We start from the raw sequence: 23,018 nt of genomic DNA on the forward strand, positions 1-23,018 counted from the left end.
TGATTGCCTTCTGAATAATGGCTTCGTTATCGATCGTATTTGACCAGTCGCAGCTTTTCAGCGCCGCAGCGGCATTTGATGGTCTATGTTGGATGGTTAGGCAGTTGTCCGCGAGATTATGCGTCGGGGGGACATGGTTTTTTGTGGGCATGGAGATTCCTCGCCGGGTATATTGCGATGATGAAATTTTATGAGGGGGCTCTAATGCAACTCTTTCACTACACGGATGCTGCAGCTGTACAGTCGATTTTGACTAACGGAAAAATGTGGTTAACTGATCTTCGATTTTTGAATGATTCAGAGGAAATGAATCATGGGCTAGAACATATTTTAGAAGAGCTGAAAAACCCCTCGGCTACAGCTCGCATTAGTCCGGAGTATGTTGAAGCGGCGTCATCTTTTATTGGCGATAATTTGTCGTTTGATTTTGGGGATTTTTCTGCATCGCCACAGATTTTTGTGTGCTCCTTCAGCCAGTCTGGCGATCTGTTGAGTCAGTGGCGTGCCTATGGATCGTATGCAATTGAGTTTGATGGTGAGTTAATTTCCTCAAATAAATCAGGGTGCTTGTACGATTCAAAAGAAAAGAAAAGTAGAGCATTTACCTCGGTTGTTGATACTTTAAGAGAGGTGGGTCGATCCCATCGAGCAAACCCGCACGGCATGGGTGAGGACGGAATGGCAGCTTATGCTGAACTAATTAAAACGGCTGCTACATTCAAGCATCAAAGTTTTGAAGAAGAACGTGAAGTGAGAATGATTCGAGGCGTTGACTTCGATGATTCTTTTGAGGTGAAATTTCGTCCTCGTGGGAATATTTTGATTCCCTATATCGAAGTTGAGGTTCCTTTTGAGTCAATTAAGGCTGTGCACATTGGGCCAATGCCTAATCAGGAAGTGGCTTATTGGTCAATGTCATCCTTTGTTGGGCATGTCGATTTCAATTGGCATAATGCAAACCCTAAAGGCAATCATGCTATTGATGTTAAATGCTCTAAGACGCCATACCGGGCCGCTCTGTAGTGAGTTAGAACGCATTAACTATTAAGCTGCTTTATTGCAGTTGTATCATCTTCCAAGGGTCATTTTCTCCAATCAAGCGCCGCCCTCCGTGGTCGGATGGTGGCAATTTGATTCGGGGTGGTGTTGTATAAGCGCTGGTATGACATAAAAAAGGAAAGAATTATGGCTGACGGTCAGGCCCGAAGCGCACCACACGGAGCGAGCAATCGAATTAAGCATGCCCTGCATCTTCCGGGCTGGAGTTTTAGCGACGGCGATAAGGGCGCGCTGCGTCGATCAGGTACACCCGTTTTGGTTTCCGAATACGACGTGGACATGAAAGGCAGTATTTTTTGTCCTGAATGCTGCTGTCCGTTGTTTAGGAATCCCGAGGAAGAGGATGCAAATAAGCGGGGTCGAAGTGCTTTTTTTGCACACAAAAGGGGTATTAAAACCGATTGCAGTTTAAGAACCAAAAAAGCGGTCGGTAAGTACTATGATACAGAAGAGGAGGCTGCCCAAGCCGTTGTTGATGGAGAACTGGTGGTTGTGAAAGGCTTTATGCAAAGCCGTCCAGTTTCGCCTGAGGTTGAGCCTGATGTGTACGACCAGACTAAGGTTGAGGATTTGCATGGCGAGCTTTCGGATGTGCCAATCGGTCGCCATCGTGGGAAAAAATTTAAGGTCCCAAGTGTTGTGACATCGATTGCAGGTCTCTGCAGAGGGTTTGATAAAAATCTTTATAAATACTATTACTTTCCAGAGGCCCAGTATGCACAGCTTTTAATGGATGCGCTGAGGGCTCTAAGCCCCTCGACGGATGTAACTGAAGAACCAGTGCTTGTTTTCGGGACGGTGATGGGCGTTCGTGATGCAGGCCCGAATCCATGGAATGTACGAATGGTATTTATGAAGTTTGTGTCAAGTAATGGATATAAGGACTTTTGCTTGAAAATGAGCTGTTCTGATGGGGATTACCATAAAATTGATAGTTCTGCTGTTGGTAGAGTAGCTATCGCCTATGGCCGGATTCAAGAGAGCGGTATCGGTCTTGCTCTGAATGATCTGAAGTGGGGGGAAGTTTCTTTGCTGCCTAAAAAATATGAAGATTTATTAAAGGCTTAATCGTTGATCTTGCAATAAATAGAGGGTTGTAGATAAGGCAGTCGTGCCGTCTACTTTGGTGCGACGATCTTTCTGCCCGTGAACATCCTAAAGCCCGGACACGCTCCGACACAGACTTTCCGCCTGCGCCACTACCGAAACCATGGCCGTGGCGTATTCTGCGATTACTTGGGGTCGAAGGCGTCCAGCACGCAAGCGACGTTGTTGCCAATTTTCTCCTGCGGCACCGTCTTGAACTCCTGCGCGATCACCTCGCGCTGAACCTCTTCACCTAAGCGACAATTCACCCTGCAAATTAATCCTAGACTGGCAGCATCCGAATATGCCCATTAGCGGGCAAGCAAATTAGGAAAGCAACGCATCAGGCGCTGTGGCCATCCCTGGTGGCGATTCGGGCACATCGAGAGTGGTGCAGCCGGGGTGACTGAGGCGCCCCGGCCTTTTTTGTCGATTCCAGTTAAGTAAACTTGGCCGATCTTGGGTGATCACCTCGCTCTCTCGAATCAACGTCAGCTGTCTGGATTGCTGCGGGTATTCGTTTCCGCGATTGTGGCGAACAGCGTATGACTGGCAATGGCCGGAAGCTGACCTCCTAGAAACGGATGCCTATCACTTCTCCGTCATCGTTCAAAGCTGGCAGTCCATACGTATCCAGCAATTTACCTTTCTCGAAAACGAAGCGTGGAGGCCAAAACGTGTATTTATGGATCAGCGATAGAAGCTGTTCTACCGTAGTCACCTGATAGGGGGCTTTCAGGCGGAAGAAGTACATGCATTCCCAATCGCTATTGAAATACTGTTTAAGATCATCGGGATCATGCGTTTCAGAAATCGGCCTTCCTTCAAGATCCTCCTCATCTGGCTGATTTCGATATTGCTCAAAAAACAGACTTCCTAACAGATCGAAGGCAAATTCCTCCCAGAGTAGCGGGCTATCTTCATCATCAGGGTCAGGAGCCTCCTTAGCATCGAAGGCTAAAACAAACCCTTTGCTATAAGCGTCCTGAATTGGTTGGCATAGCTTTGCCGCTTCTGAAATCTGATGCCAGTTATCCAAGCCCGCAGCGTTGGCTACGACCTCAAGAGCTTCAAGATGCGAAATGTCTTTAGCCCGTTTCAGGCGGCGAGCGCGTTGTTTTAGGCGAGAAACAGTAGATTTGTGGATCAAGATTATGCGTTTCATAGGATGCATCCTCTGTTCGCGGAAAGCCGGTGCCCACTGCCGAGATCCGCACAGGGAATCCCAAACGCATTGAAGAGGAGGAAATCGTCCCATTCGGGTTTGCCAAGGTGGGCAGCAGGCTTCGATCCAGCCTGCGCAAATCATAAGGGATTAGTCGTTGGTCTTTCAATACGTTTGAATGACCTATGCACGGCGCATAGCAATCCCCCTTGTACATGTCAGCGAATGATTGCTTTTGGCGGATAGCAGTCTTTTTAGCCAAGGAAAAGTAGCCGTCGTCACTCCGGTGCCATCGGGACTGCGAGCGTAAGCTCGATGAACTCCTCGTTCCTGTCGATGGTGTCCAAGGCACCACGCAAATTGTCGGCGACGTCAGCCGAGCCACGAGACTCGACCCAGTTGGAAAGCTCCATGATGGCGGCTTCGAGGGCCAGCTGGTTTTTGTTTATTTTGTACAGCAGGGAGGGGAGAAGGTCTGAATGTGGCATCGCAAATCCTCGGTTTTGAGGAAAGCGTAACATCGCGTTACATGAAGGATGTTTAACGATCGGCGGGACGCCGGAGGAGGGGGCCAGCTGCTTAGTTATGGAACACATGCCTAGCGGCGAGATTGTCGCCAAACCCCAGAAACGACAAAGCCCTGAATAATCAGGGCTTTGTCGTATAAAGATGGCGGAGGCGATGGGATTCGAACTCATGGACCTGTTACAGTCGACGGTTTTCAAGACCGTTGCCTTAAACCACTCGGCCACACCTCCGTTTGCGTTGCGGGCGCCATAATACCTGAATGAAACACACTGTCAAACTCTCTGCATGGCTTGTTACAGAGCGTCTGTTATGATCTTTGCGACTGAACGTTTCAAACCCAACAGGAGTGTCGCCATGCGCGAACAGGATTACGCAGTTAATAACAGCGTGCAGGCTGAGCAGCTAGAGGTTAGCCGCGTCCTGCGCAACACTTACGGCTTACTCGCCCTCACCCTCGCATTCAGCGGCGTGATGGCGTTTGTTGCGCAGCAGATGCGTGTCGGCTACCCGAATATCTTCGTCGTGCTGATCGGCTTCTACGGCCTTTTCTTTCTCACCAACAAACTCCGTGATTCGGCGTGGGGCCTGGTTTCTGCGTTCGCGCTGACCGGTTTCATGGGTTTCCTGCTCGGCCCGATTCTCAACCGTTACCTGGGTATGCAGGGCGGCGCGGAAGTCGTCAGCTCGGCCTTCGCGATGACCGCGCTGGTGTTTGGCGGCCTGTCGGCTTATGTGCTGATCACCCGTAAGGACATGAGTTTCCTCGGTGGTTTCATCACCGCCGGTTTCTTTGTGCTGCTGGGCGCGACACTGGCGAGCTTGTTCTTCCAGATCAGCGGTCTGCAGCTGGCGATCAGCGCAGGTTTCGTGCTGTTCTCCTCGGTGTGCATTCTGTTCCAGACCAGCGCCATCATTCACGGCGGCGAGCGCAACTACATCATGGCGACCATCAGCCTGTATGTATCGATCTACAACCTGTTCGTCAGCTTGCTGCAACTGTTCGGCATCATGAGCCGCGATGATTGATCGTCAGCCTTGAGTAAAAAACCCGCTTCGGCGGGTTTTTTATTGTCTGTGATTTGGCTCAGCGTTGGTTTCAATCAGGCTCGTGGCAACACACGCAGAGTTTGTTGCCGTCCGGGTCGCGCATATAGGCGCCGAAGTAATCGGGACATGATAGGTCGGTAGAACGCTAATGCACGATCGAAATCGGTGATGCCGATAAAAACGTGAGACAACATTCACCTGCTCCTTATTCGGCCACAATGATGCTGCCATCAGCCTGTTGCCGATAAATGGTGTAGGGCAGCAGCATGGTGTCGAGAACGCCGGAAATCACTACGTCGATCAGTACAAAGGGCGTGCCGTTGTTGTATTTGTACTCATCGATGCCCGGGCCTGGAGGCGCATGCAGACTGCAAAAGTCATACGTCACGCCGCTATAGATCCGTGGAACCGCACCGCAGTAGGTTTTCTGTTCCTTGAGACTCTTCGCCGCGGCCTCGTCACTGCGCACCACGGTCTGAAACGTGCCGCAACCAGTGAGTATCATTGCCGCCAATAACATGACCTGAGTTTTCATACCGTCAATCCTTCGCCGGAAAAACCCCAATCTACCCCTTTGTGAACAAAACAGCACTCAAGCCATCGGTGGCAGCCGGCGCTTGACCGGGGTCTTCTTGACGATGGCGGTGTTGGTTTCGGCGTGGCTGTTGAGGCGATCGAGGAGGGTGTCCAGTTGTTCCATCGAGCGCACATGCAGGCGGGCGATGAAGCAGTCGTCGCCGGTGACTTTGTCGCACTCGGTGAATTCGGGGATGGCCTGAATCTGTCGCTCCACTTCCTGTAACTGGCCCGGCAACGGGCGAATACGGACGATGGCCTGGAGTTGGTAACCGAAGCATTTGGGGTCGATCTCGACGGTGTAGCCTTTGAGCACGCCACGTTCTTCGAGGCGGCGCAGGCGCTCGGCGACACTGGGCGAGGACAGGCCGCTGATCTGTGCCAGGGCCTTGAGCGAGCGGCGTGAATCTTCCATCAACGCGCTAATCAGCACTTGGTCGATGTCGTCGGTCATGGCGAATCCTCTGTTAGGCAATTGGCTGAATAAGCCTTGATAAAAAAGGCAGAAGCCGAGTTTAGCCTGCTTTTTGCGCTGGAGAAGCCCCCAAATGGATTGGCATACTTTGGGCTCAAATACAGGAGGTGGATGATGGACAAAACATTACGTCGCGGCTCATTCGAAATGACCGCCGCCATGCTGATTTCCGGGACCATTGGCTGGTTCGTGCTGGTGTCAGGGCAACCGGTACTGGACGTGGTGTTCTGGCGCTGCGTGTTCGGTGCCGCCACCTTATTGCTGATCTGCGCGGCGTTCGGCTTTCTGCGTCCTGGCATTTTGACGTCCACCACTTTTTTGCTGGCCGTACTGAGCGGGGTGGCGATTGTCGGCAACTGGGTGCTGTTGTTCGCGTCCTATTCCCGCGCCTCGATTGCCATTGGCACGGCGGTTTATAACGTTCAACCATTCATGCTGGTGGGGCTGGCCGCGTTGTTCCTGGGGGAGAAGATCACCCTGCAGAAGTTGTTCTGGCTGGGCATTTCGTTTCTAGGAATGCTGGCGATTGTCAGCGCACATGGTGAGCAGGGCGAGGGTGGCAACGATTACCTGATGGGGATTGGTCTGGCGCTAGGGGCTGCCTTTCTGTACGCGATTGCCGCGTTGATCATCAAACGCCTGACCGGCACACCTCCGCATCTGATCGCATTGATCCAGGTGTGCACCGGCGTGCTATTGCTCGCGCCCTTTGCGCACTTCTCGGCGATACCGCAAACGCCCGATGCCTGGGCCAGTCTGGTGACCCTGGGCATCGTGCATACCGGTTTGATGTATGTGCTGCTTTACGGCGCGATTCAAAAACTGCCGACAGCGCTGACCGGCGCGTTGTCGTTCATCTACCCGATTGCGGCGATTTTCGTTGACTGGTTCGCCTTCGGCCATCGCCTGGAGCCGCTGCAATGGATCGGTGTCGCCGCGATTCTGTTGGCCGCCGCCGGGATGCAACAGGGTTGGAGCCTGAAGCTTCGGCGGGTGGCGGCGCAGTAAACAGGCCTCAGAAAATGTAGTCAGTGGTCAGGAAACTCGAGTTGCGTCCGCTGATGATCTCGCTGAGAAGCTCTTTGCTGCTCTCCTGGAACTTGGTCGCCACCAGAGTCCGAATCGAAAACACTCGCAGCGCATCGTGCACCGACAGCGTGCCCTCGGCGGAGTTCTTGCGACCGTTGAACGGATAGGTGTCCGGACCGCGCTGGCACTGGGCGTTGAGGTTGATCCGGCCGACCTGGTTGGCGAACGTGTCCACCAGCCTGCCGACTGCCACCGGGTTGGTGCCGAAGATGCTCAGTTGCTGGCCGAAGTCGGATTCCAGGACGTAATCGATCACGGTGTCCAGATGACGGTAAGGCACGATCGGCACGACCGGGCCGAACTGTTCTTCCTGGTAGACGCGCATCTGCGGTGTCACCGGGTACAACACGGCCGGGTAGAAGAACGATGCGCGGGCTTCACCGCCGTTGGGGTTGACCACGGCTGCGCCTTTGCTGACCGCGTCCGCCACCAGGGTGTGCAGATAATCGACCTTGCCTGATTCCGGCAAAGGCGTCAGGGCCACGCCGCTGTCCCACGGCATGCCGGGTTTGAGGCTGGCGAGTTTGGCGTTGAATTTCTCGATGAACGCCTCGACCACGTCTTCATGGACGAAGAGGATTTTCAGCGCGGTGCAGCGTTGACCGTTGAACGACAGCGAGCCGGTGACGGCTTCGCTGACCGCATTGTCCAGATCGACCTCCGGCAGAACGATACCGGGGTTCTTCGCATCCAGGCCCAGCGCCGCGCGCAGGCGGTGAGGCCTTGGGTGGAGTTTTTTCAGGTCGCTGGCGGCCTTGTTGGTGCCGATGAACGCAAAGATATCGATCTTGCCGCTGGCCATCAGTGCGCTGACGGTCTCGCGGCCGCTGCCGTAGATAACGTTGATGACACCGGGCGGGAAGCTGTCGCGAAAGGCTTCCAGCAACGGGCGAATCAACAGCACCCCAAGCTTGGCCGGTTTGAATACCACGGTGTTGCCCATGATCAGCGCGGGAATCAGCGTGGTGAAGGTTTCGTTCAGCGGGTAATTGTAAGGCCCCATGCACAACGCCACACCCAACGGCACGCGGCGGATCTGGCCGAGAGTGTCCTGCTCCAGTTCGAAGCGGCTGGAGCGGCGGTCGAGTTCCTTGAGGGCATTGATGGTGTCGACGATGTAGTCGCAGGTGCGGTCGAACTCTTTTTCCGAGTCCTTGAGGTTTTTACCGATCTCCCACATCAGCAATTTGACCACCGCCTCGCGCTGTTCGCGCATGCGAGCCAGGAAGGTTTCGACGTGCTGGATGCGCTCGGCCACGCGCATGGTCGGCCACAGGCCCTGGCCGCGGTCGTAGGCGCGGACGGCGGCGTCGAGCGCGGTCAATGCGGTGTCCGCATCGAGCAGCGGCGTGCTGCCGAGGATCACCTGTTCATCACCATTCGCACCGCTCAGGTACACTGGGCTGCGGACTTGAGCGAGGGGCCCGGACCAGGTTTTCAGTTCGCCATCGACCAGATACTCGCGCTGCTCGGTCGGGCCGTTGAGGCGGTACTTTTCCGGGACGTTGTCGGCGGTGGGAAACAGGTTGCCAAGGATTTGTGCTGTGGTCATATCGCTACCCCGTCTGGATTGGGTGATGCACTGATGAATCGTTTTAGCAGACCTCGGACTTGCTTGTCATGGCTCATCTTATGATTTTTTTTGCTCGGCGTTATGGATCGTCGTAGCAGCTGCCGAGCCTGCGAGGCTGCGTTCGACGGCGAAGCCGTCGCAAACCCTGTATGCAAGGTTTTCCTGATACACCGCAATATCCGATTTCACGACGGCTTCGCCGCCGAACGCAGCCTCGCAGGCTCGGCAGCTGCTACCGGGTTACGGGGCTGCTATCTTTTGCCCTGAAAACACACAAGTAACGATCCCCCGGTTAAACTTCATGTTCTTTCTCAAAGGAGTTCATATGAGTTATTACCAGCCGGGCATTCTCGCCACCCCTGTTCCGCCTCAAGCTCGTCATATGTTCTTCGCCCTTGAATCGGTTGAGGCACTGCCGGCTGCGCTGGATAACCTGATGCGCCTGGTGGACGGCAAGTCGGCTGTAGTCGGTTTTGGTGAATCCCTGGTCAAGGCGTTGCACGCGCAGATCGACGGGCTGCGCGCCTTTCCTGCGCTGGTCGGTGTCGGTGTCGACAACCCCTCGACCCAACACGCACTCTGGTGCTGGCTGCACGGTGTTGACCGTGGCGAACTGCTCAATCGCAGCCGTGCGCTCGAAGCCGCGCTGGCACCGGCCCTGCGTCTGGTGCAGATGAACGAAACCTTCCGCCACATGACCGGGCACGACTTGACCGGTTACGAAGACGGCACCGAAAACCCTCACGATGAAGCTGCTGTCGCCGCTGCATTGTTGAGCGACGGCGCGGACGGTCTGGTCGGTGGCAGCTTCGCCGCGATCCAGCAGTGGCAGCATGATTTGAAAGGCTTTCACGCAATGCCGCCCCATGAGAAAGACAACATCATGGGCCGTCGCTTGAGCGACAACGAAGAACTCGATGACGCGCCGATCTCCGCTCACGTCAAGCGCACCGCCCAGGAAAGCTTCACACCTGAAGCCTTCGTGGTCCGTCGCTCGATGCCGTGGATCGAAAGCGATCGTGCCGGCCTGATGTTCCTGGCCTTCGGTTTTTCCCTCGATGCGTTCGAATCCCAGTTGCGGCGCATGAGTGGTCTGGAAGACGGCATTACCGACGGCCTGTATCGCATCAGCCGACCGATCACCGGCGGCTACTACTGGTGCCCACCGCTCAAGGACGATCGCCTTGACCTGCGCGCACTGCGTGTCGGCTAAACCTCGAGTAAAGTCGGACACGCCGATGCCGGTTCTGCCTTGGTTGAAGCCGGCATCTACCCGTGGCCCTACCTCTCAGGACTCACCTGAAACCTGTAGGAGCTGACGAGTGAAACGAGGCTGCGATCTTTTGATCTTGCTCTTTAAAAACAACATCAAAAGATCGCAGCCTCGTTTCACTCGACAGCTCCTACACAGCTCCTACAGGTCCTTGTCAGGAAAAGCCCAAAAGAGTACAAATGTACTCCATGACGACTTTAACTCCCCGCCGTACCGCCATCCTGACCTTTATCCGCGATCGAATCGCCGAACATGGTCAGCCCCCGAGCCTCGCTGAAATCAGCGAGGCCTTTGGCTTCGCCTCCCGCAGCGTGGCGCGCAAGCATGTGCTGGCGCTGACCGAGGCCGGTTTCATCGAGGTTAATCCGCATCAGGCGCGCGGCATTCGGCTGTTGAATCAACCGCCGCGGCCCGAACTGCTGGACGTTCCGGTACTCGGTCGAGTGGCGGCCGGTGCGCCGATCGGTGCCGATGCCGAGATCCATAGCCGTTTGCTGCTTGATCCGTCGATCTTCTCGCGGCTACCGGATTACATGCTGCGGGTGCAGGGCGATTCGATGATCGAGGACGGTATTCTCGACGGCGATCTGGTGGGCGTGCGGCGCAATCCCGAAGCGGTCAACGGCCAGATCGTCGTGGCGCGGCTCGACGGCGAAGTCACCATCAAGCGTTTCGAGCGGGTCGGCGATTCTGTTCGGCTGTTACCACGCAATCCGGCTTACAAACCGATCATTGTTCGAGCCGATCAGGATCTGGCCATCGAAGGCGTGTTCTGCGGTCTGGTGAGGCAAGGGTAATGGGCGCCGTCGTTGCGTTGGATACGCTGTTCAATGGCGGCCAGGTCTGGAAGGGCCGGCCTGCGCCACCGGCCGTCAGCCCGCAACCCACCGGGCATGCGGCGCTGGACGCGGCATTGCCCACGGGTGGTTGGCCGGAAGCGGCGCTGACTGAAATCCTGTTGGCCGGGCAGGGCGTGGGTGAGTTGCAACTGGTGTGGCCGGCGCTGGCGCGGCTGTCGGCGGCAGGTGAACGCATCGTGCTGGTGGCACCGCCTTACGTGCCGTATCCCCAGGCCTGGCAGAACGCCGGGGTCGATTTGCGGCAACTGTCGATCATCCAGGCCAGTGAGCGCGATGCGCTGTGGGCGGCGGAACAATGCCTGCGTTCGGGCAGTTGCGGGGCGGTGTTGTGCTGGCCGCACAAAGCCGACGATCGGGCATTGCGACGTTTGCAGGTGGCGGCGGAAACCGGTCAGACCCTGGCGTTCGCCTATCGCTCGATCAGTGAAGCCATCAACCCGTCACCAGCGGCCCTGCGCATCGCCATCGACGCCAAACCTGCGCAATTGCGGGTGCTCAAGTGCCGGGGCGGGCTGGCCCGTTCGGCGCCGATTACCTTTGCCGTCGGGCATTGAGGTTGCCATGCGCTGGGTTTGCATTCTCTTCCCGCAATTGGCACTGGACGCGGTTCTGCGTCAGCGCCCCGACCCCGATGAGCCGCTGGCGCTGCTGACCGGTCCGGCCCAGCGTCGGGTGCTGCAAGCGGTCAACGGTTCGGCGCGGGCGCTGGGCTTGCGTCCCGGCCAGTCGATGACCGCCGCTCAGGCCTTGAGCAAAGGGTTTGTCACCGCCGAATACGATGCCGCCGAGATCGAACACTGGCAGCAGTTTCTGGCTGCCTGGGCCTATCGGTTCAGTTCCCAGGTCAGCGTGCATTACCCGCGAGCCGTGGTGTTTGAAATCGAATCCAGCCTGGGCTTGTTCGGGCCCTGGCCGCAGTTCGAGGCGCGGTTGCGGGCTGAACTCGGCGAGCTGGGGTTTCGTCACCGGATTGTCGCCGCGCCCAACCCGGTGGCGGCGCGGGTGCTGGCCAACGTTTATGACGGTCTGGTGGTGCCGGACAATGACGCCTTGCAGCACCATCTCGGGCAATTGCCCGTCGACCGGATCGCCCTGGAGCCAAGCGTTGCCACGGCACTGTCGCGCATGGGGCTGCGCACTTTGAGTCAGGTGCAGGCGCTGCCACGACATAGCCTGGCCCGGCGTTTCGAAGCTCAGGTGCTCAAGCATCTGGACACCCTGTTCGGTTTACGACATTTGGCGCTGGCGTTTTACCTGCCGCCGGACCGTTTCGATGTGCGCATCGAACTCAACTTCGATGTGCAATCCCATCAGGCATTGCTGTTTCCATTGCGCAGGCTGACCGGCGATCTGGCGGCGTTCCTCTGCGGACGCGACAGCGGTGTGCAGCGTTTTGACCTGCACTTGGAGCACGCCGGGTTGCCAGACACGCTGATCAAGGTCGGCCTGCTCAGTGCCGAGCGCGATCCGGCGATGCTGTTCGAGCTGGCCCGGGGGAGGCTGGAGCAGGTTCAGGTCGAGGCGCCGGTGCGCGGTTTTCGTCTGCGCGCCGAAGACTTGCCGACCTTTGTGCCCCAGTACCAGGAACTGTTCGATGATCGTCCGCAGCAATCCTTGCCTTGGGAGCAACTGCGCGAACGCTTGCGCGCACGGCTGGGGGATGACGCGGTGCAAGGCTTGCGGTTCCAGGCCGATCACCGGCCGGAATGCGCTTGGCAGGCCAGTGTCGACAGCCAGACCTGTGAGGTATTGCCTGCCGTGCAACGTCCGGGCTGGTTGCTGACGGAGCCGCAGGCCGTACACGAAGGTTCGACGCGCATCCTCATGGGGCCGGAACGCATCGAGTCGGGCTGGTGGGACGGCGACGACGTGCGCCGCGATTATTACCTGATCGAAACCCGTTCCGGTCAGCAGGGCTGGGCCTATCGGGCGGTAGGCGAAGGCGGTCCGTTGTGGCTGCAAGGCTGGTTCGCATGAGTGTCGATTATGCCGAGCTGCACTGCCTGTCGAACTTCAGTTTCCAGCGCGGTGCTTCCAGTGCGCTCGAACTTTTTCAACGGGCGAAAAAGCAGGACTATCGAGCGTTGGCGATCACCGACGAATGCACCCTGGCGGGCATCGTCCGCGCCTGGCAGGCGGCCAAGGCCGTGGAATTGCCGCTGATCATCGGCAGTGAAATACGCATCGAAGACGGCCCGAAACTGGTGCTGCTGGTGGAAAGCCTCGAGGGTTACCAAACCCTGTGCCGCCTGATTACCCGCGCCAGACGCCGTACGCAGAAAGGCCAGTATCAGGTGCTGCGGGAGGATTTCGGCGAGCCGTTGCCGGGGCTGTTGGCGTTGTGGGTGCCGGATGCCGTCGATGACGTTGAGCAGGGGCACTGGCTGAAGCAGACCTTTGCCGAGCGCCTGTGGCTGAGCGTTCAGTTACATCGCGGGCAGGACGACACCCGGCGACTGGCGGCACTGCTGACCCTGGCGCGGGAATTGCGGATCCCGGCGGTAGCCAGCGGCGATGTGCACATGCATGCCCGTGGCCGTCGCGCCTTGCAGGACACCATGACTGCGATTCGTCATCACTTGCCGGTGGCCGAGGCCGGGTTGCGCCTGCACCCCAATGGCGAACGGCATTTGCGCAGCCTCGACGCCTTGCGCGATCTTTATCCGCAGGCACTGCTCGACGAAACGCTGAGCATCGCCCGGCGCTGCAGGTTCGACCTCGGTCAGTTGCGCTATCAATATCCCCGGGAGCTGGTGCCTGAGGGGCGCACGGCCACGTCCTGGCTGCGGGAGTTGGCCGAAAAGGGTGTTCGGTGGCGCTGGGAGAAAGGCCCTAAAGCCGAGGTGTTGGCGCAGATCGACAAGGAACTGCAGCTGATTGCCGAGCTGGGGTACGAAAGTTATTTCCTGACAGTTCACGACATTGTCAATTTCGCCCGCAAGCAACACATTCTGTGTCAGGGGCGCGGTTCTGCAGCCAACTCGGCGGTGTGCTACGTACTGGGGATCACGGAGATCGACCCGGAGCGGAGCACGTTGCTGTTCGAACGTTTTCTCTCCAAAGAGCGCAACGAGCCGCCAGACATTGACGTCGATTTCGAGCACGAGCGGCGTGAAGAAGTCCTGCAATACGTGTTTCAGCGTTATGGTCGGACCCGCGCGGCGCTGACGGCGGTGGTCAGCACTTACCATGGTGCCGGCGCAGTCCGCGATGTGGCCAAGGCACTGGGTTTGCCGCCGGATCAGGTCAACGCCCTGGCCGACTGTTGCGGTCACTGGAGTGATCAGGCGCCTCCCGTCGAGCGCCTGCGTGAAGGTGGTTTCGATCCCGACAGCCCGGTGTTGCGCCGGGTGCTGAGCCTGACGGGGCAGTTGATCGGTTTCCCCCGGCACCTGTCCCAACATCCTGGCGGTTTCGTGATTTCCGAGCAGCCCCTGGACAGCCTGGTGCCGGTGGAAAACGCCGCCATGGCCGAGCGCACCATCATCCAGTGGGACAAGGACGATCTGGATGCGGTCGGGCTGCTCAAGGTCGATATTCTGGCGCTGGGCATGCTCAGCGCGATTCGCCGTTGTTTCGATCTGCTGCGTCGGCACCGTGGCCGGGACCTGAGTCTGGCAACGGTGCCGGCCGAAGATCCGCAAACCTACGAGATGATCGGACGTGCCGATACCATCGGGGTGTTCCAGATTGAATCCCGGGCTCAGATGTCGATGCTGCCAAGGCTCAAGCCCACGACCTTCTATGACCTGGTGATTGAGGTGGCAATCGTTCGTCCGGGGCCGATTCAGGGTGGGATGGTGCATCCCTATCTGCGGCGGCGTAAGGGCGAAGAAGAGGTGATCTACCCATCGAAAGAACTCGAAGCGGTGCTGGAGCGTACGTTGGGCGTGCCGCTGTTCCAGGAACAGGTGATGCAGATCGCGATTGTCGCCGCCGACTACAGCCCCGGCGAGGCCGATCAATTGCGCCGCTCCATGGCCGCCTGGAAACGCCACGGCGGACTGGAACCGCACAAGGAACGCCTGGCGGACGGAATGAAGAAAAACGGCTACACGGCGGAGTTCGCCGCGCAGATCTTCGAGCAGATCAAAGGCTTCGGCGATTACGGTTTTCCCGAGTCCCACGCCGCCAGTTTCGCCTTGCTGACTTATGCCAGTTGCTGGTTGAAATGCCACGAGCCGGCGGCCTTCGCCTGTGCGCTGATCAACAGCTGGCCCATGGGTTTCTACAGCCCGGACCAGATTCTTCAGGACGCCCGCCGACATCATTTGCAGATTCGTCCGGTGGACGTGCGGGCCAGTGACTGGGATTGCAGCCTGGAACCGATCATCGGCGCGCAGCCGGCCATTCGCATGGGGTTGCGGATGATCAAAGGCTTTCGCGAGGACGATGCCAGGCGCATTGAAGTTGCACGGTCGAAAGGGGCGTTTGCCGACATCGCCGACCTTGGCGAACGGGCGCGACTCGATGCTCGCGCTCAGGAACAACTGGCCGATGCCGGTGCATTGCGCGGGCTGGCCGGTGACCGGCATCGGGCGCGCTGGGAAGTGGCGGGGGTGCAAAAGCAGCTCGGCTTGTTTGCCGGTTTGCCGAGCCAGGAAGAGCCGACGGTGTCTCTGCCCAAACCCACCGTGGGCGAGGACCTGCAAGCCGATTACAACAGTGTCGGCACCACCCTCGGCCCGCATCCGCTGGCATTGCTGCGGGGTGAATTGAAAGCCCGGCGTTGCCGCAGTTCGAAAGAGCTTATGGATGTCGAGCACGGCCGACCGGTCAGCGTCGCCGGGTTGGTGACCGGTCGACAACGCCCGGGCACCGCCAGCGGCGTGACCTTCGTGACACTTGAAGACGAGTTCGGCAACGTCAATGTGGTGGTCTGGCGCGACCTGGCCGAACGGCAACGGCAGGTACTGGTCGGCTCGCAATTGCTCAAGGTCGATGGGCGCTGGGAAAAGGAAGGGGAGGTGCGGCATTTGATTGCCGGGCGCTTGAACGACCTGAGTTCACTGCTCGACGGTATCCATGTGCGCAGCCGGGATTTCCGCTGAACTTTGACATTCAGCTATACCTCTATGAAACCATTGGCGTCGGCGGTGCTCGAAACAAACGGGCACGCACCGTCTCCTCACGCCGTTGCACTGCCTGACAACATGTCATCCACAGGACATAGGCCAGTCGATGCAGTTTCTAGACAATAGCCACGGATGTACCGGTTGGAGCGGCGAAATGGCTGGACGCATTCGCGCGTTCGACTGGAGCCTGACCGAGCTCGGGAGCATCGATACCTGGCCCGGGAGCCTGTGCAGCACGGTGCAATTATTGCTCGCCTCACCCCTGCCGATGGTGATGCTGTGGGGCCGGCCCGGTTACATGATCTATAACGATGCCTACTCGAGATTTGCCGGTGGGCGCCATCCTTACCTGCTGGGTTCCCCGGTGGAGTTGGGCTGGCCAGAGGTCGCCGAATTCAATCGGCATGTGGTGGACACCTGCCTTGCGGGCGGCACCTTGTCCTATCACAACAAAGCTTTGGTGCTGTTGCGTGACGGCGTACCCGAAGACGTCTGGATGGATCTTTACTACAGCCCCGTCGCCGATGATGACGGGCACCCCGCCGGGGTCATGGCGATGGTGGTCGACACCACTGACCATGTGATTTCCGAGCGCCGCCGCCAGGAAGCCGAAAGCGCTTATCGCGCCGACAACGAAAGAGTTCGCCTGGCGCTCAATGCCGGGGCTTTGCTCGGCTCATTCGTCTGGGATATCAAGGCTGATGTGCTGTCTGCCGACGAACGCTTCGCCCGCACGTTTTCCTATCCGCCCGACCAGGACCTGGCCAACCTGCCACCGCTCATCGCCGAAATGCAGATCCATCCCGACGACCGCAGTTGGGTTCAGGAACGGATCAATCAGTCGGTGGAAACCGGCATACCCTATAACGCCGAGTACCGGGTTCTGCGGCCCGATGGCAGTTACCTGTGGGTGCTGGCTAGCGGGTGTTGCGAGTTCGATGAAAAAGGCGAGGCGTTCCGCTTTCCCGGGGTGTTGATTGACATTCATGAACGCAAGACCGCCGAAGAATCCTTGCTCAAATTCACTCGCAACCTGGAGCAGCGAGTCGCCGACGAAGTCGAGGCGCGGCTGGCGGCCGAAGAGCAGTTGCGCCAGTCACAGAAACTCGAAGCCATCGGTGGTCTCACCGGTGGTGTGGCCCATGACTTCAACAATCTGTTGCAGGTGATCGCCGGCAACCTGCATTTGCTGGCGCGTCACGAGCCGGACAACGCCAATGTGCAACGCCGGGTCAGCGCGTCGATTGCCGCGGTCGAGCGCGGTGCCAAATTGTCGTCGCAATTGCTCGCATTCGCCCGTCGTCAGCCTTTATCGCCGGCGGTCTGCGATCCACGGCAGATCTTCGAAGGACTGGGAGAATTGTTGCAGCGGGCGCTGGGGGAAACTATTCAGATCAAGGTGACGGCGCCTAACGATCCATGGCATCTCTACGTAGACCGCAATCAACTGGAAAACGCCATCCTCAACCTCGCGATCAACGCCCGAGACGCCATGAACGGCGAGGGGACCATTGCCCTGAGTGCCGAGAACATTGCCCTCGACCGCAAGTTTTGCGCAGGCAAGGGCATCGTCGCCGGCGACTATGTTTGCGTCGCGGTGGCTGACACGGGTGTCGGCATGTCGCCTCAAGTGCTCGCACAGGCCTTTGAACCGTTTTTCACCACCAAGGCCGACGGCCAGGGCACCGGCCTGGGTTTGAGTATGGTGTTCGGTTTCGTCAAACAGAGCGACGGGCATATCGAGATTTCCAGCGTCGTCGGGCAGGGCACTCGGGTGCAGCTGTATTTCCCGCGCAGCTTGCGCCCGTTGCCCGGTGAAACAACGCGCCATGATCCGCAGCACCGTGGCGGGCACGAAACCATTCTGGTGGTCGAGGACAACGAAGCGGTGCGTGGCTCGGCGGTGGATTTGTTGCGTGAAGAGGGCTATCAGGTTCTGACCGCGGCCAATGGTGACCTGGCCATGCAGATGTTGCTCGATGGCGTGGCAGTGGATCTGATCTTCACCGATGTGGTTATGCCCGGTCTGATCAAAAGCGCGGACCTGGCCGCCTGGGCCAAGGTACAGAATCCACCGGTGGCGGTGCTGTTTACCTCCGGCCACACCCGGGACATTATTTCGCGCAATCACCAACTCAGCCCCGACACTTATCTGCTGAGCAAACCTTATGGCCCTGAAGCGCTGTTGAGTAAGATCCGCAATGTGCTGGGTGGTTGATTCTGGATTTTCATTGATTGCGCAATCCATGTGGGAGCGGGCTTGCTCGCGAAAGCGGTGTGACAGGCAACATCAATATTGACTGTGCCGTCGCCTTCGCGAGCAAGCCCGCTCCCACAGGTTCCGCGCCTTGACTGACTGTCATCAGCGCGTGGGCTTATTTGTCGGGATGAGCCGCCTGGAGTTTTTTCGCCATACCCAGGTGTTTTTCCAGCGCCGGCAGCATTTTTTGTGCAAAGGCCTTGAGGTCGGTGGCGCCTTTGGTCTTGTCGTCCGTCACCGTATTGGCTTCTTTCTTGAACCGTTCAATGGCTTCTTCGTGAGCCTTCACCTGATTGTTGGCATAGGCCGTGTCGAAGGATTCATCGCGCAGGTCGAGAATTTTTTCCTTAGCCTGTTTAACCATCGTCGTCGTGTCCGGCACTTCGATGTCATGCTTTTTCGCCAGTGCCGCCAGTTCTTCATTGGCTTTGGAATGATCGGTGACCATCATGTTGGCGAACGCCTTGACGTCGGCCGATGAGCTTTTTTCCAGGGCCAGTTTGCTGGTCTCGACTTCCGCGATGCCGCCCGCGACCGCGTCATCGACGAAGTCGTTGGAATCGGCGGCAAAAGCTGTGCCCATGCTGGTGCTCAAGGCAACGGCCAGGGCGAGGTGACGCAGATTGAAGCCGTCCATTGATCATTCTCCACACAGGTTTCTATGGGCGATCCGGGTGATCGTTATTCAATGGAGGCGGGCGCTCGGGTAAAGGTTTTATCGCGTTTGCGACAGGACGACGAACGGACACCGCTGGTCTGATAGACGGTCGACAGAACCGGGTAAGCGAGGCCATTCTGATAGCTGGTGAACGCAATCGATCACGTTTGCCACCGATTAACAAACGGAGGTGTTCCATGCCGGTGACCCATGACCTTTATCAGGATTTGCGCTGCACGAAGGAAGAGATCCAGCAAAAACGCACCAAGGATCCGTTACTGGATTCACTGCTCAACAAGTACTCCCAGGCGGACGCCGAAGTGTTGAAGGCCGAGTCCGCACAATCGGATGCGCCCAGCGATGATGCACTGAAGAAGCTCAAGGAGAAGCGCTTGCAGGTCAAGGACAAGATCGTCCAACAACTCCAGGCACGGTCCTGAGGCGCTATGTCGAGTCACCGACGACCGGTGACTGAAAAATTGGAACGGGGATAAATACCGGCACCTCGAACGATCAGAGCCGACTTTGCGGCCCATGCGAGGTGCCCCATGCCCCATTCAGCCTTTCCCCATAAAGAAAAGTACCCCAGCGAACAACAGGGCGGCTATGACCCGATCCCGACTCATCCCGAACCCCTGAGCCCGGGACGCACCACCGTCAACCCCGAGGATGAACCGGGCATCGATGAATTGCCGGACAATGAGGACAAGCAGGACGACTCCGACACTCAAGCAACCCAATAGTCCTGTAGCAGCTGGCGAAGCCTGCGTTCGGCTGCGAAGCAGCCGTGAATCCTGCTAACGCGGTCTGCCTGACGTACCGCAGTTTCTGATCTTACGACTGCTTCGCAGCCGAACGCAGCCTCGCTGGGGCTCGACAGCTGCTACAGCTGAACGCAGGCTGCTACAAGGACTGACATTCAATATTGATGTGGCGTCATTCGCGAGCAAGCCCGCTCCCACAGGTTGATCATCGTTACTACTGCAATGCCGTGCTCAACGGCAACCGCGCCATGTGCCGTGCTTTCAGCGATCCCAGATACAACCAGTCCCCATACTCGCGCACGGTGGTGATGGGGGAGTAGTTGCCGCTGCTGGCGTCCTGCAGATTGGCAATCACTTTACCGTCGAGGTCCAGGCCGAGGGCGAAGGCGCGGTTCTCCACCGGTATGGGCAGGACCGTCATCGCGCCCACGATCATTTTGCGTACCAGAGGGTAGGGCGCCGTGGCGTCGAGCAGCGCATTGCGCGGGGCATACAATGCTACCCAGAAACGGTCGCGACCATTGAATGCCAGGTTGTCCGGCAGCCCTGGCAAATTGTCGATGAACAGATCGTGGGTTCCGGCTTTCGGCCCGGTCAGCCAATAGCGGCTGATGCGATAGGCGCCGGTTTCGTTGACCAGCACAAACGCATCATCAGGCCCCAGGGTCACACCGTTAGCGAACTCCAGTTTGTCCAGAAGAACCGTCGTTTTGCCGGTCTGGAAGTCATAACGCAGCAATCGGCCGTCACCGCCGTGCTCGATGATTGCCTCGCCATCCTTGCCGTAACCCCAACGGCTGGATGCATCGCTGAAATAGGCGTAATGCCCGGGCTTGTCGATGGCCACGTCATCGGTAAAACCGAAGGGCACGTTGTTGGCCGTGGTGCTCAATGCAATCAATCGGCCTTGAGCATCGAGCGACAGCAAACCCTTGACCCCGTCGGCGATCACCAGCAAACCATTGGGATGGCGCGCCAGGCCCAATGGCCTGCCACCGGTATCGGCCAGCACCCTGGTGGTCTTGCCGTCGAGGCTGGTGCTAATCAACCGGCCGTCATGCAGGCCGGTGATGAGGATGTTTTCTTCCAGAAGCAATGCTTCCGGGCCGTCGATGTCAGCGGCACCGACAGGTTCCACGCCTTTGAGGCGCTGATTATCGGTGTAGATGCCATCGATGAGGGAGGGCGCTGGTGACGGTGTCCAGGCGATCGGCTGGACCTTGGTGGGTAATAACAACAGGAAGCCGCCAATCACGAAGATCAGCAGCAACAGTAAATGCCGAAACCTGAAGGCTCTTTTCACGCGGTGACTCCTGTCGAGGCCAGATGTTTTTGCGCCATCTCGCGTAACGCCAGCATCGATTGCGCCGATTCACGCTCGATGCGCCGCTTGAGCAACAATCGATTGGCAATGCGCATCAGTACACCGCTAAAGCAATATTCCAGGGTGCGGACAAACCGCGTGCCGTCGCCCAAAGCCTCGCACTCGTAAGTCACCACCAGCGACAGTCCATGATCGCCCCGGGCCCGAGCGCTCCAGCGGCGACCAGGCAGGTATTCGCTGACCTCCCAGCGCAAATGCCCCTCGCGTCCGCCGGCCCGAATGTCTTCCTCGAACCGCGCCCCGGCATACAACGGGCCGCTCTGGCCATCGACCTTGAGGGAGGACGGATGCCACTCCGGCCAACGCGGCGCCGTGCTGGCGTAGGCGAGCACGGCGAGCGGACTTCCAGCGATGTCGATCACGTGCTGCAGGCGGGTGGGCGTTCTCGTCAGGTGTGGAGGCGCTTGTTCCGGTTCCCAGTGCAGGGTGCCGAACAGGTAGTCCATCAGTGGAAACACGATATTGAAATTGCGCTCCTGCATCAGCTCACGGCGATGGTGCAGTTCGTGCAAACGGCGCATCTGGCGAATCCACGGCAAACGTGTCAGCGGGTTGCCGGGCGGTAGATGCTCGCAGGCATGGAACACTTCATAAGTCAGGTAACCGAGGACCATGCAGCCGCCGAACAAACCCGCGACGTTGCCGTTGATTTGAGCCAACAGCCACCAGGCGGGCGTGGTGATGACGAGGGTGTGCAACACAATCAGCCAGGCCGGAAACAGAATCACCCGCCAGTCCCGGGCGCTGTCGTAGGTCATGTGGCCGGGGGTGAAAAAGCTGTGATGGTCACCGGCGTGACGGGCGTAGAACATTCGCGCCAAGCGCTTTTTATGGTGCCCCAGATGCCGATGCACGACGTAGACGCCGAAGTTGAAAAACAACAGGGTCAGCGGCACCGCCAGCCATTCCAGGGGGTGTACCTGATGCACGGTGTTCCAGAACGCGCCGATGGCCAGCAACCCGAACAGCAGCACAAACACACCGTGCAACCAAGGGTTGTAGAGCGGATGAATGTCGGCACGGTAGCGCGCGCGGAATGCTTCGGTGGTCTGCCTCACTGCGTTCACCTGTGGTTATTGTTATAACCAGCAGATTAGCCGATCCCGCCGCAGAGGCTGGCTGAACCTCGAGGGCACAAGCGCCATGCTCAGGTGCAAGGCGCCTGGCGTCAGGTCAAGGGGTTCCAGCGTTGGGACCAGTCGTCGTCCGTCTTGATCACTTCGCGCAGCAGGTCGAAAGCCCGTTGCAAGGTCGCCGAGTCGCGGTCCCGGGAGTAAACCAGATAAGTCGGATAACTGAACTCCGGAGCTTTGGGCACTGGCTCCAGCACGCCGCTCTCCAGGTAGCTCTGGACCACGCGGGTGCGGAAATAGCCGCTGCCGCCGTTTTCCAGGATGTATTGCAAGGCCAGCGGTCCGAGGTTGAAGCTCAGGGCTGCCTTGGCCTTTTCCGGCAGTGCGGCATCGTGCTGACGACGGAAGTCCGGGCCCCAGTCGATATACACATAAGGATCGGGCTGTCCGGTCAGGCGTACCAGGATGAGTTTTTCTTCCAGCACCTGCTCGACTTGCAGGCGTGGCCAGTACTCGGGCTGATAGACCAGCGCCGCATCCAGCACCCCCAGCTCCAGTTGCCGCAGCAGGTTTTCGCCGTCGCGGATTTCCATGCGCAGAGCATGGCTGGGAATTTTCTCGCGCAACTCGCCGGCCCAGCTGAGCATCAACGGGTTGCACAGACTGACCTCGCCACCAATGTGCAGCACGTCGCGGTAGCCCTCGGGCAACGGCAAGTCCCGACGCGCCGCTTCCCAGGTCTGCACCAGTTGATTGGCGTAAACCACAAAGGCCTCACCGTTCGGCGTCAGGCGTGCCCCGGCGCGGTTGCGCACGAACAGCGTGCTGCCGAGCTGACTTTCGAGCTTTTGCACGCGGGCGGTGATCGCGGTCTGGGTGACGTGCAGCTTTTCAGCCGCCGCGGCCAGGCTGCCGTGGCGGACGATTTCCAGAAAGGTGCGGGCGAGGTCGATGTCCATGGGCAGGCCGATGCGGGAGGTGCGAGCATTGTAAGAGCAGCATTTGTCTTCCGATACCGCGTTATCGTTCTTCGCGAGCAAGCCCGCTCCCACATTCGATCTGCGGTGTTACAA

General features: G+C 58.3%; 22 protein-coding genes and 1 tRNA gene. 12 read left to right on the top strand and 11 right to left on the bottom strand.

The window, feature by feature from the left end; all coding sequences use genetic code 11:
• The first annotated feature begins 39 nt into the window (after window positions 1-39).
• Both IB250_RS08215 and IB250_RS08220 read left to right on the top strand, forming a co-directional pair.
• Window positions 40-1,023 (top strand): DUF2971 domain-containing protein, encoded by a 984-nt coding sequence (locus IB250_RS08215; protein WP_192343716.1) that lies wholly within the window; start codon window positions 40-42, stop codon window positions 1,021-1,023.
• A 162-nt stretch (window positions 1,024-1,185) separates the two neighbouring features.
• On the top strand, window positions 1,186-2,127 hold the full coding sequence (locus tag IB250_RS08220; RefSeq protein WP_192343717.1) for a hypothetical protein: 942 nt from the start codon (window positions 1,186-1,188) through the stop codon (window positions 2,125-2,127).
• Between the two features lie 164 nt (window positions 2,128-2,291).
• Here IB250_RS08220 and IB250_RS28820 read toward each other — a convergent pair whose 3' ends face one another.
• The 4 genes from IB250_RS28820 to IB250_RS08235 form a co-directional block, all read right to left on the bottom strand.
• Window positions 2,292-2,414: a hypothetical protein gene (locus IB250_RS28820; RefSeq protein WP_263864768.1), complete on the bottom strand. Its 123-nt coding sequence runs from the start codon at window positions 2,412-2,414 to the stop codon at window positions 2,292-2,294.
• Between the two features lie 305 nt (window positions 2,415-2,719).
• Window positions 2,720-3,310 (bottom strand): glyoxalase superfamily protein, encoded by a 591-nt coding sequence (locus IB250_RS08225; protein WP_192343718.1) that lies wholly within the window; start codon window positions 3,308-3,310, stop codon window positions 2,720-2,722.
• Between the two features lie 278 nt (window positions 3,311-3,588).
• Window positions 3,589-3,798: a hypothetical protein gene (locus IB250_RS08230; RefSeq protein WP_192343719.1), complete on the bottom strand. Its 210-nt coding sequence runs from the start codon at window positions 3,796-3,798 to the stop codon at window positions 3,589-3,591.
• 182 nt (window positions 3,799-3,980) lie between these two features.
• Window positions 3,981-4,068 (bottom strand) — tRNA-Ser (locus tag IB250_RS08235).
• Between the two features lie 124 nt (window positions 4,069-4,192).
• On the opposite strand from IB250_RS08235, the gene IB250_RS08240 reads away from it, so the two are divergent.
• Window positions 4,193-4,864, top strand: a complete 672-nt coding sequence (locus tag IB250_RS08240) for a Bax inhibitor-1/YccA family protein (RefSeq protein WP_007898177.1) — start codon at window positions 4,193-4,195, stop codon at window positions 4,862-4,864.
• 226 nt (window positions 4,865-5,090) lie between these two features.
• On the opposite strand, the gene IB250_RS08245 is transcribed toward IB250_RS08240, so the two are convergent.
• On the bottom strand, window positions 5,091-5,420 hold the full coding sequence (locus IB250_RS08245; protein WP_008066990.1) for a YceK/YidQ family lipoprotein: 330 nt from the start codon (window positions 5,418-5,420) through the stop codon (window positions 5,091-5,093).
• 57 nt (window positions 5,421-5,477) lie between these two features.
• Window positions 5,478-5,915 carry an Lrp/AsnC family transcriptional regulator gene (locus IB250_RS08250; protein ID WP_008006559.1) on the bottom strand — a complete coding sequence of 146 codons (438 nt, stop codon included), beginning with the start codon at window positions 5,913-5,915 and terminating at the stop codon, window positions 5,478-5,480.
• A gap of 135 nt (window positions 5,916-6,050) precedes the next feature.
• Here IB250_RS08250 and IB250_RS08255 point away from each other — a divergent pair, with 135 nt between their 5' ends.
• The gene (locus tag IB250_RS08255; RefSeq protein WP_192343720.1) at window positions 6,051-6,944 is read left to right on the top strand and encodes a DMT family transporter; all 894 of its coding nucleotides are present in this window, start codon (window positions 6,051-6,053) and stop codon (window positions 6,942-6,944) included.
• A gap of 7 nt (window positions 6,945-6,951) precedes the next feature.
• Here the strand turns inward: IB250_RS08255 and IB250_RS08260 are convergent, their stop codons facing one another.
• Window positions 6,952-8,577: an NADP-dependent glyceraldehyde-3-phosphate dehydrogenase gene (locus IB250_RS08260; protein ID WP_192343721.1), complete on the bottom strand. Its 1,626-nt coding sequence runs from the start codon at window positions 8,575-8,577 to the stop codon at window positions 6,952-6,954.
• 346 nt (window positions 8,578-8,923) lie between these two features.
• Here IB250_RS08260 and IB250_RS08265 point away from each other — a divergent pair, with 346 nt between their 5' ends.
• The 6 genes from IB250_RS08265 (at window position 8,924) to IB250_RS08290 (ending at window position 18,024) form a co-directional block, all read left to right on the top strand.
• Window positions 8,924-9,811 (top strand): Dyp-type peroxidase, encoded by an 888-nt coding sequence (locus tag IB250_RS08265; RefSeq protein ID WP_192343722.1) that lies wholly within the window; start codon window positions 8,924-8,926, stop codon window positions 9,809-9,811.
• 239 nt (window positions 9,812-10,050) lie between these two features.
• Entirely contained in the window at window positions 10,051-10,668 is a 618-nt protein-coding gene (gene lexA, locus IB250_RS08270; RefSeq protein ID WP_192343723.1) for a transcriptional repressor LexA, read from the top strand.
• On the top strand, window positions 10,668-11,285 hold the full coding sequence (imuA, locus tag IB250_RS08275) for a translesion DNA synthesis-associated protein ImuA (RefSeq protein WP_192343724.1): 618 nt from the start codon (window positions 10,668-10,670) through the stop codon (window positions 11,283-11,285). Before lexA ends, imuA begins: the two co-directional genes overlap by 1 nt.
• Before the next feature lie 7 nt (window positions 11,286-11,292).
• Complete coding sequence (locus IB250_RS08280; RefSeq protein WP_192343725.1) at window positions 11,293-12,708, top strand: Y-family DNA polymerase; 1,416 nt, start codon at window positions 11,293-11,295, stop codon at window positions 12,706-12,708.
• Window positions 12,684-15,782: an error-prone DNA polymerase gene (locus IB250_RS08285; RefSeq protein WP_192343726.1), complete on the top strand. Its 3,099-nt coding sequence runs from the start codon at window positions 12,684-12,686 to the stop codon at window positions 15,780-15,782. Before IB250_RS08280 ends, IB250_RS08285 begins: the two co-directional genes overlap by 25 nt.
• A 130-nt stretch (window positions 15,783-15,912) precedes the next feature.
• Window positions 15,913-18,024, top strand: coding sequence for a PAS domain-containing sensor histidine kinase (locus IB250_RS08290; protein WP_192343727.1), 2,112 nt, complete (start codon window positions 15,913-15,915; stop codon window positions 18,022-18,024).
• Between the two features lie 157 nt (window positions 18,025-18,181).
• On the opposite strand, the gene IB250_RS08295 is transcribed toward IB250_RS08290, so the two are convergent.
• Complete coding sequence (locus IB250_RS08295; protein ID WP_192343728.1) at window positions 18,182-18,703, bottom strand: DUF4142 domain-containing protein; 522 nt, start codon at window positions 18,701-18,703, stop codon at window positions 18,182-18,184.
• A 218-nt stretch (window positions 18,704-18,921) separates the two neighbouring features.
• On the opposite strand from IB250_RS08295, the gene IB250_RS08300 reads away from it, so the two are divergent.
• Complete coding sequence (locus IB250_RS08300) at window positions 18,922-19,164, top strand: YdcH family protein (protein WP_008066957.1); 243 nt, start codon at window positions 18,922-18,924, stop codon at window positions 19,162-19,164.
• Between the two features lie 108 nt (window positions 19,165-19,272).
• On the top strand, window positions 19,273-19,467 hold the full coding sequence (locus tag IB250_RS08305; RefSeq protein ID WP_192343729.1) for a hypothetical protein: 195 nt from the start codon (window positions 19,273-19,275) through the stop codon (window positions 19,465-19,467).
• Between the two features lie 235 nt (window positions 19,468-19,702).
• On the opposite strand, the gene IB250_RS08310 is transcribed toward IB250_RS08305, so the two are convergent.
• The 3 genes from IB250_RS08310 to IB250_RS08320 form a co-directional block, all read right to left on the bottom strand.
• The gene (locus IB250_RS08310; protein WP_192343730.1) at window positions 19,703-20,791 is read right to left on the bottom strand and encodes an SMP-30/gluconolactonase/LRE family protein; all 1,089 of its coding nucleotides are present in this window, start codon (window positions 20,789-20,791) and stop codon (window positions 19,703-19,705) included.
• Window positions 20,788-21,930 (bottom strand): sterol desaturase/SRPBCC family protein, encoded by a 1,143-nt coding sequence (locus tag IB250_RS08315; protein WP_192343731.1) that lies wholly within the window; start codon window positions 21,928-21,930, stop codon window positions 20,788-20,790. Before IB250_RS08315 ends, IB250_RS08310 begins: the two co-directional genes overlap by 4 nt.
• A 110-nt stretch (window positions 21,931-22,040) precedes the next feature.
• On the bottom strand, window positions 22,041-22,904 hold the full coding sequence (locus IB250_RS08320; RefSeq protein ID WP_192343810.1) for a LysR family transcriptional regulator: 864 nt from the start codon (window positions 22,902-22,904) through the stop codon (window positions 22,041-22,043).
• Window positions 22,905-23,018 lie beyond the last annotated feature (114 nt).

It is taken from the genome of Pseudomonas sp. PDM09 (genome assembly GCF_014852305.1).
GTDB lineage: Bacteria > Pseudomonadota > Gammaproteobacteria > Pseudomonadales > Pseudomonadaceae > Aquipseudomonas.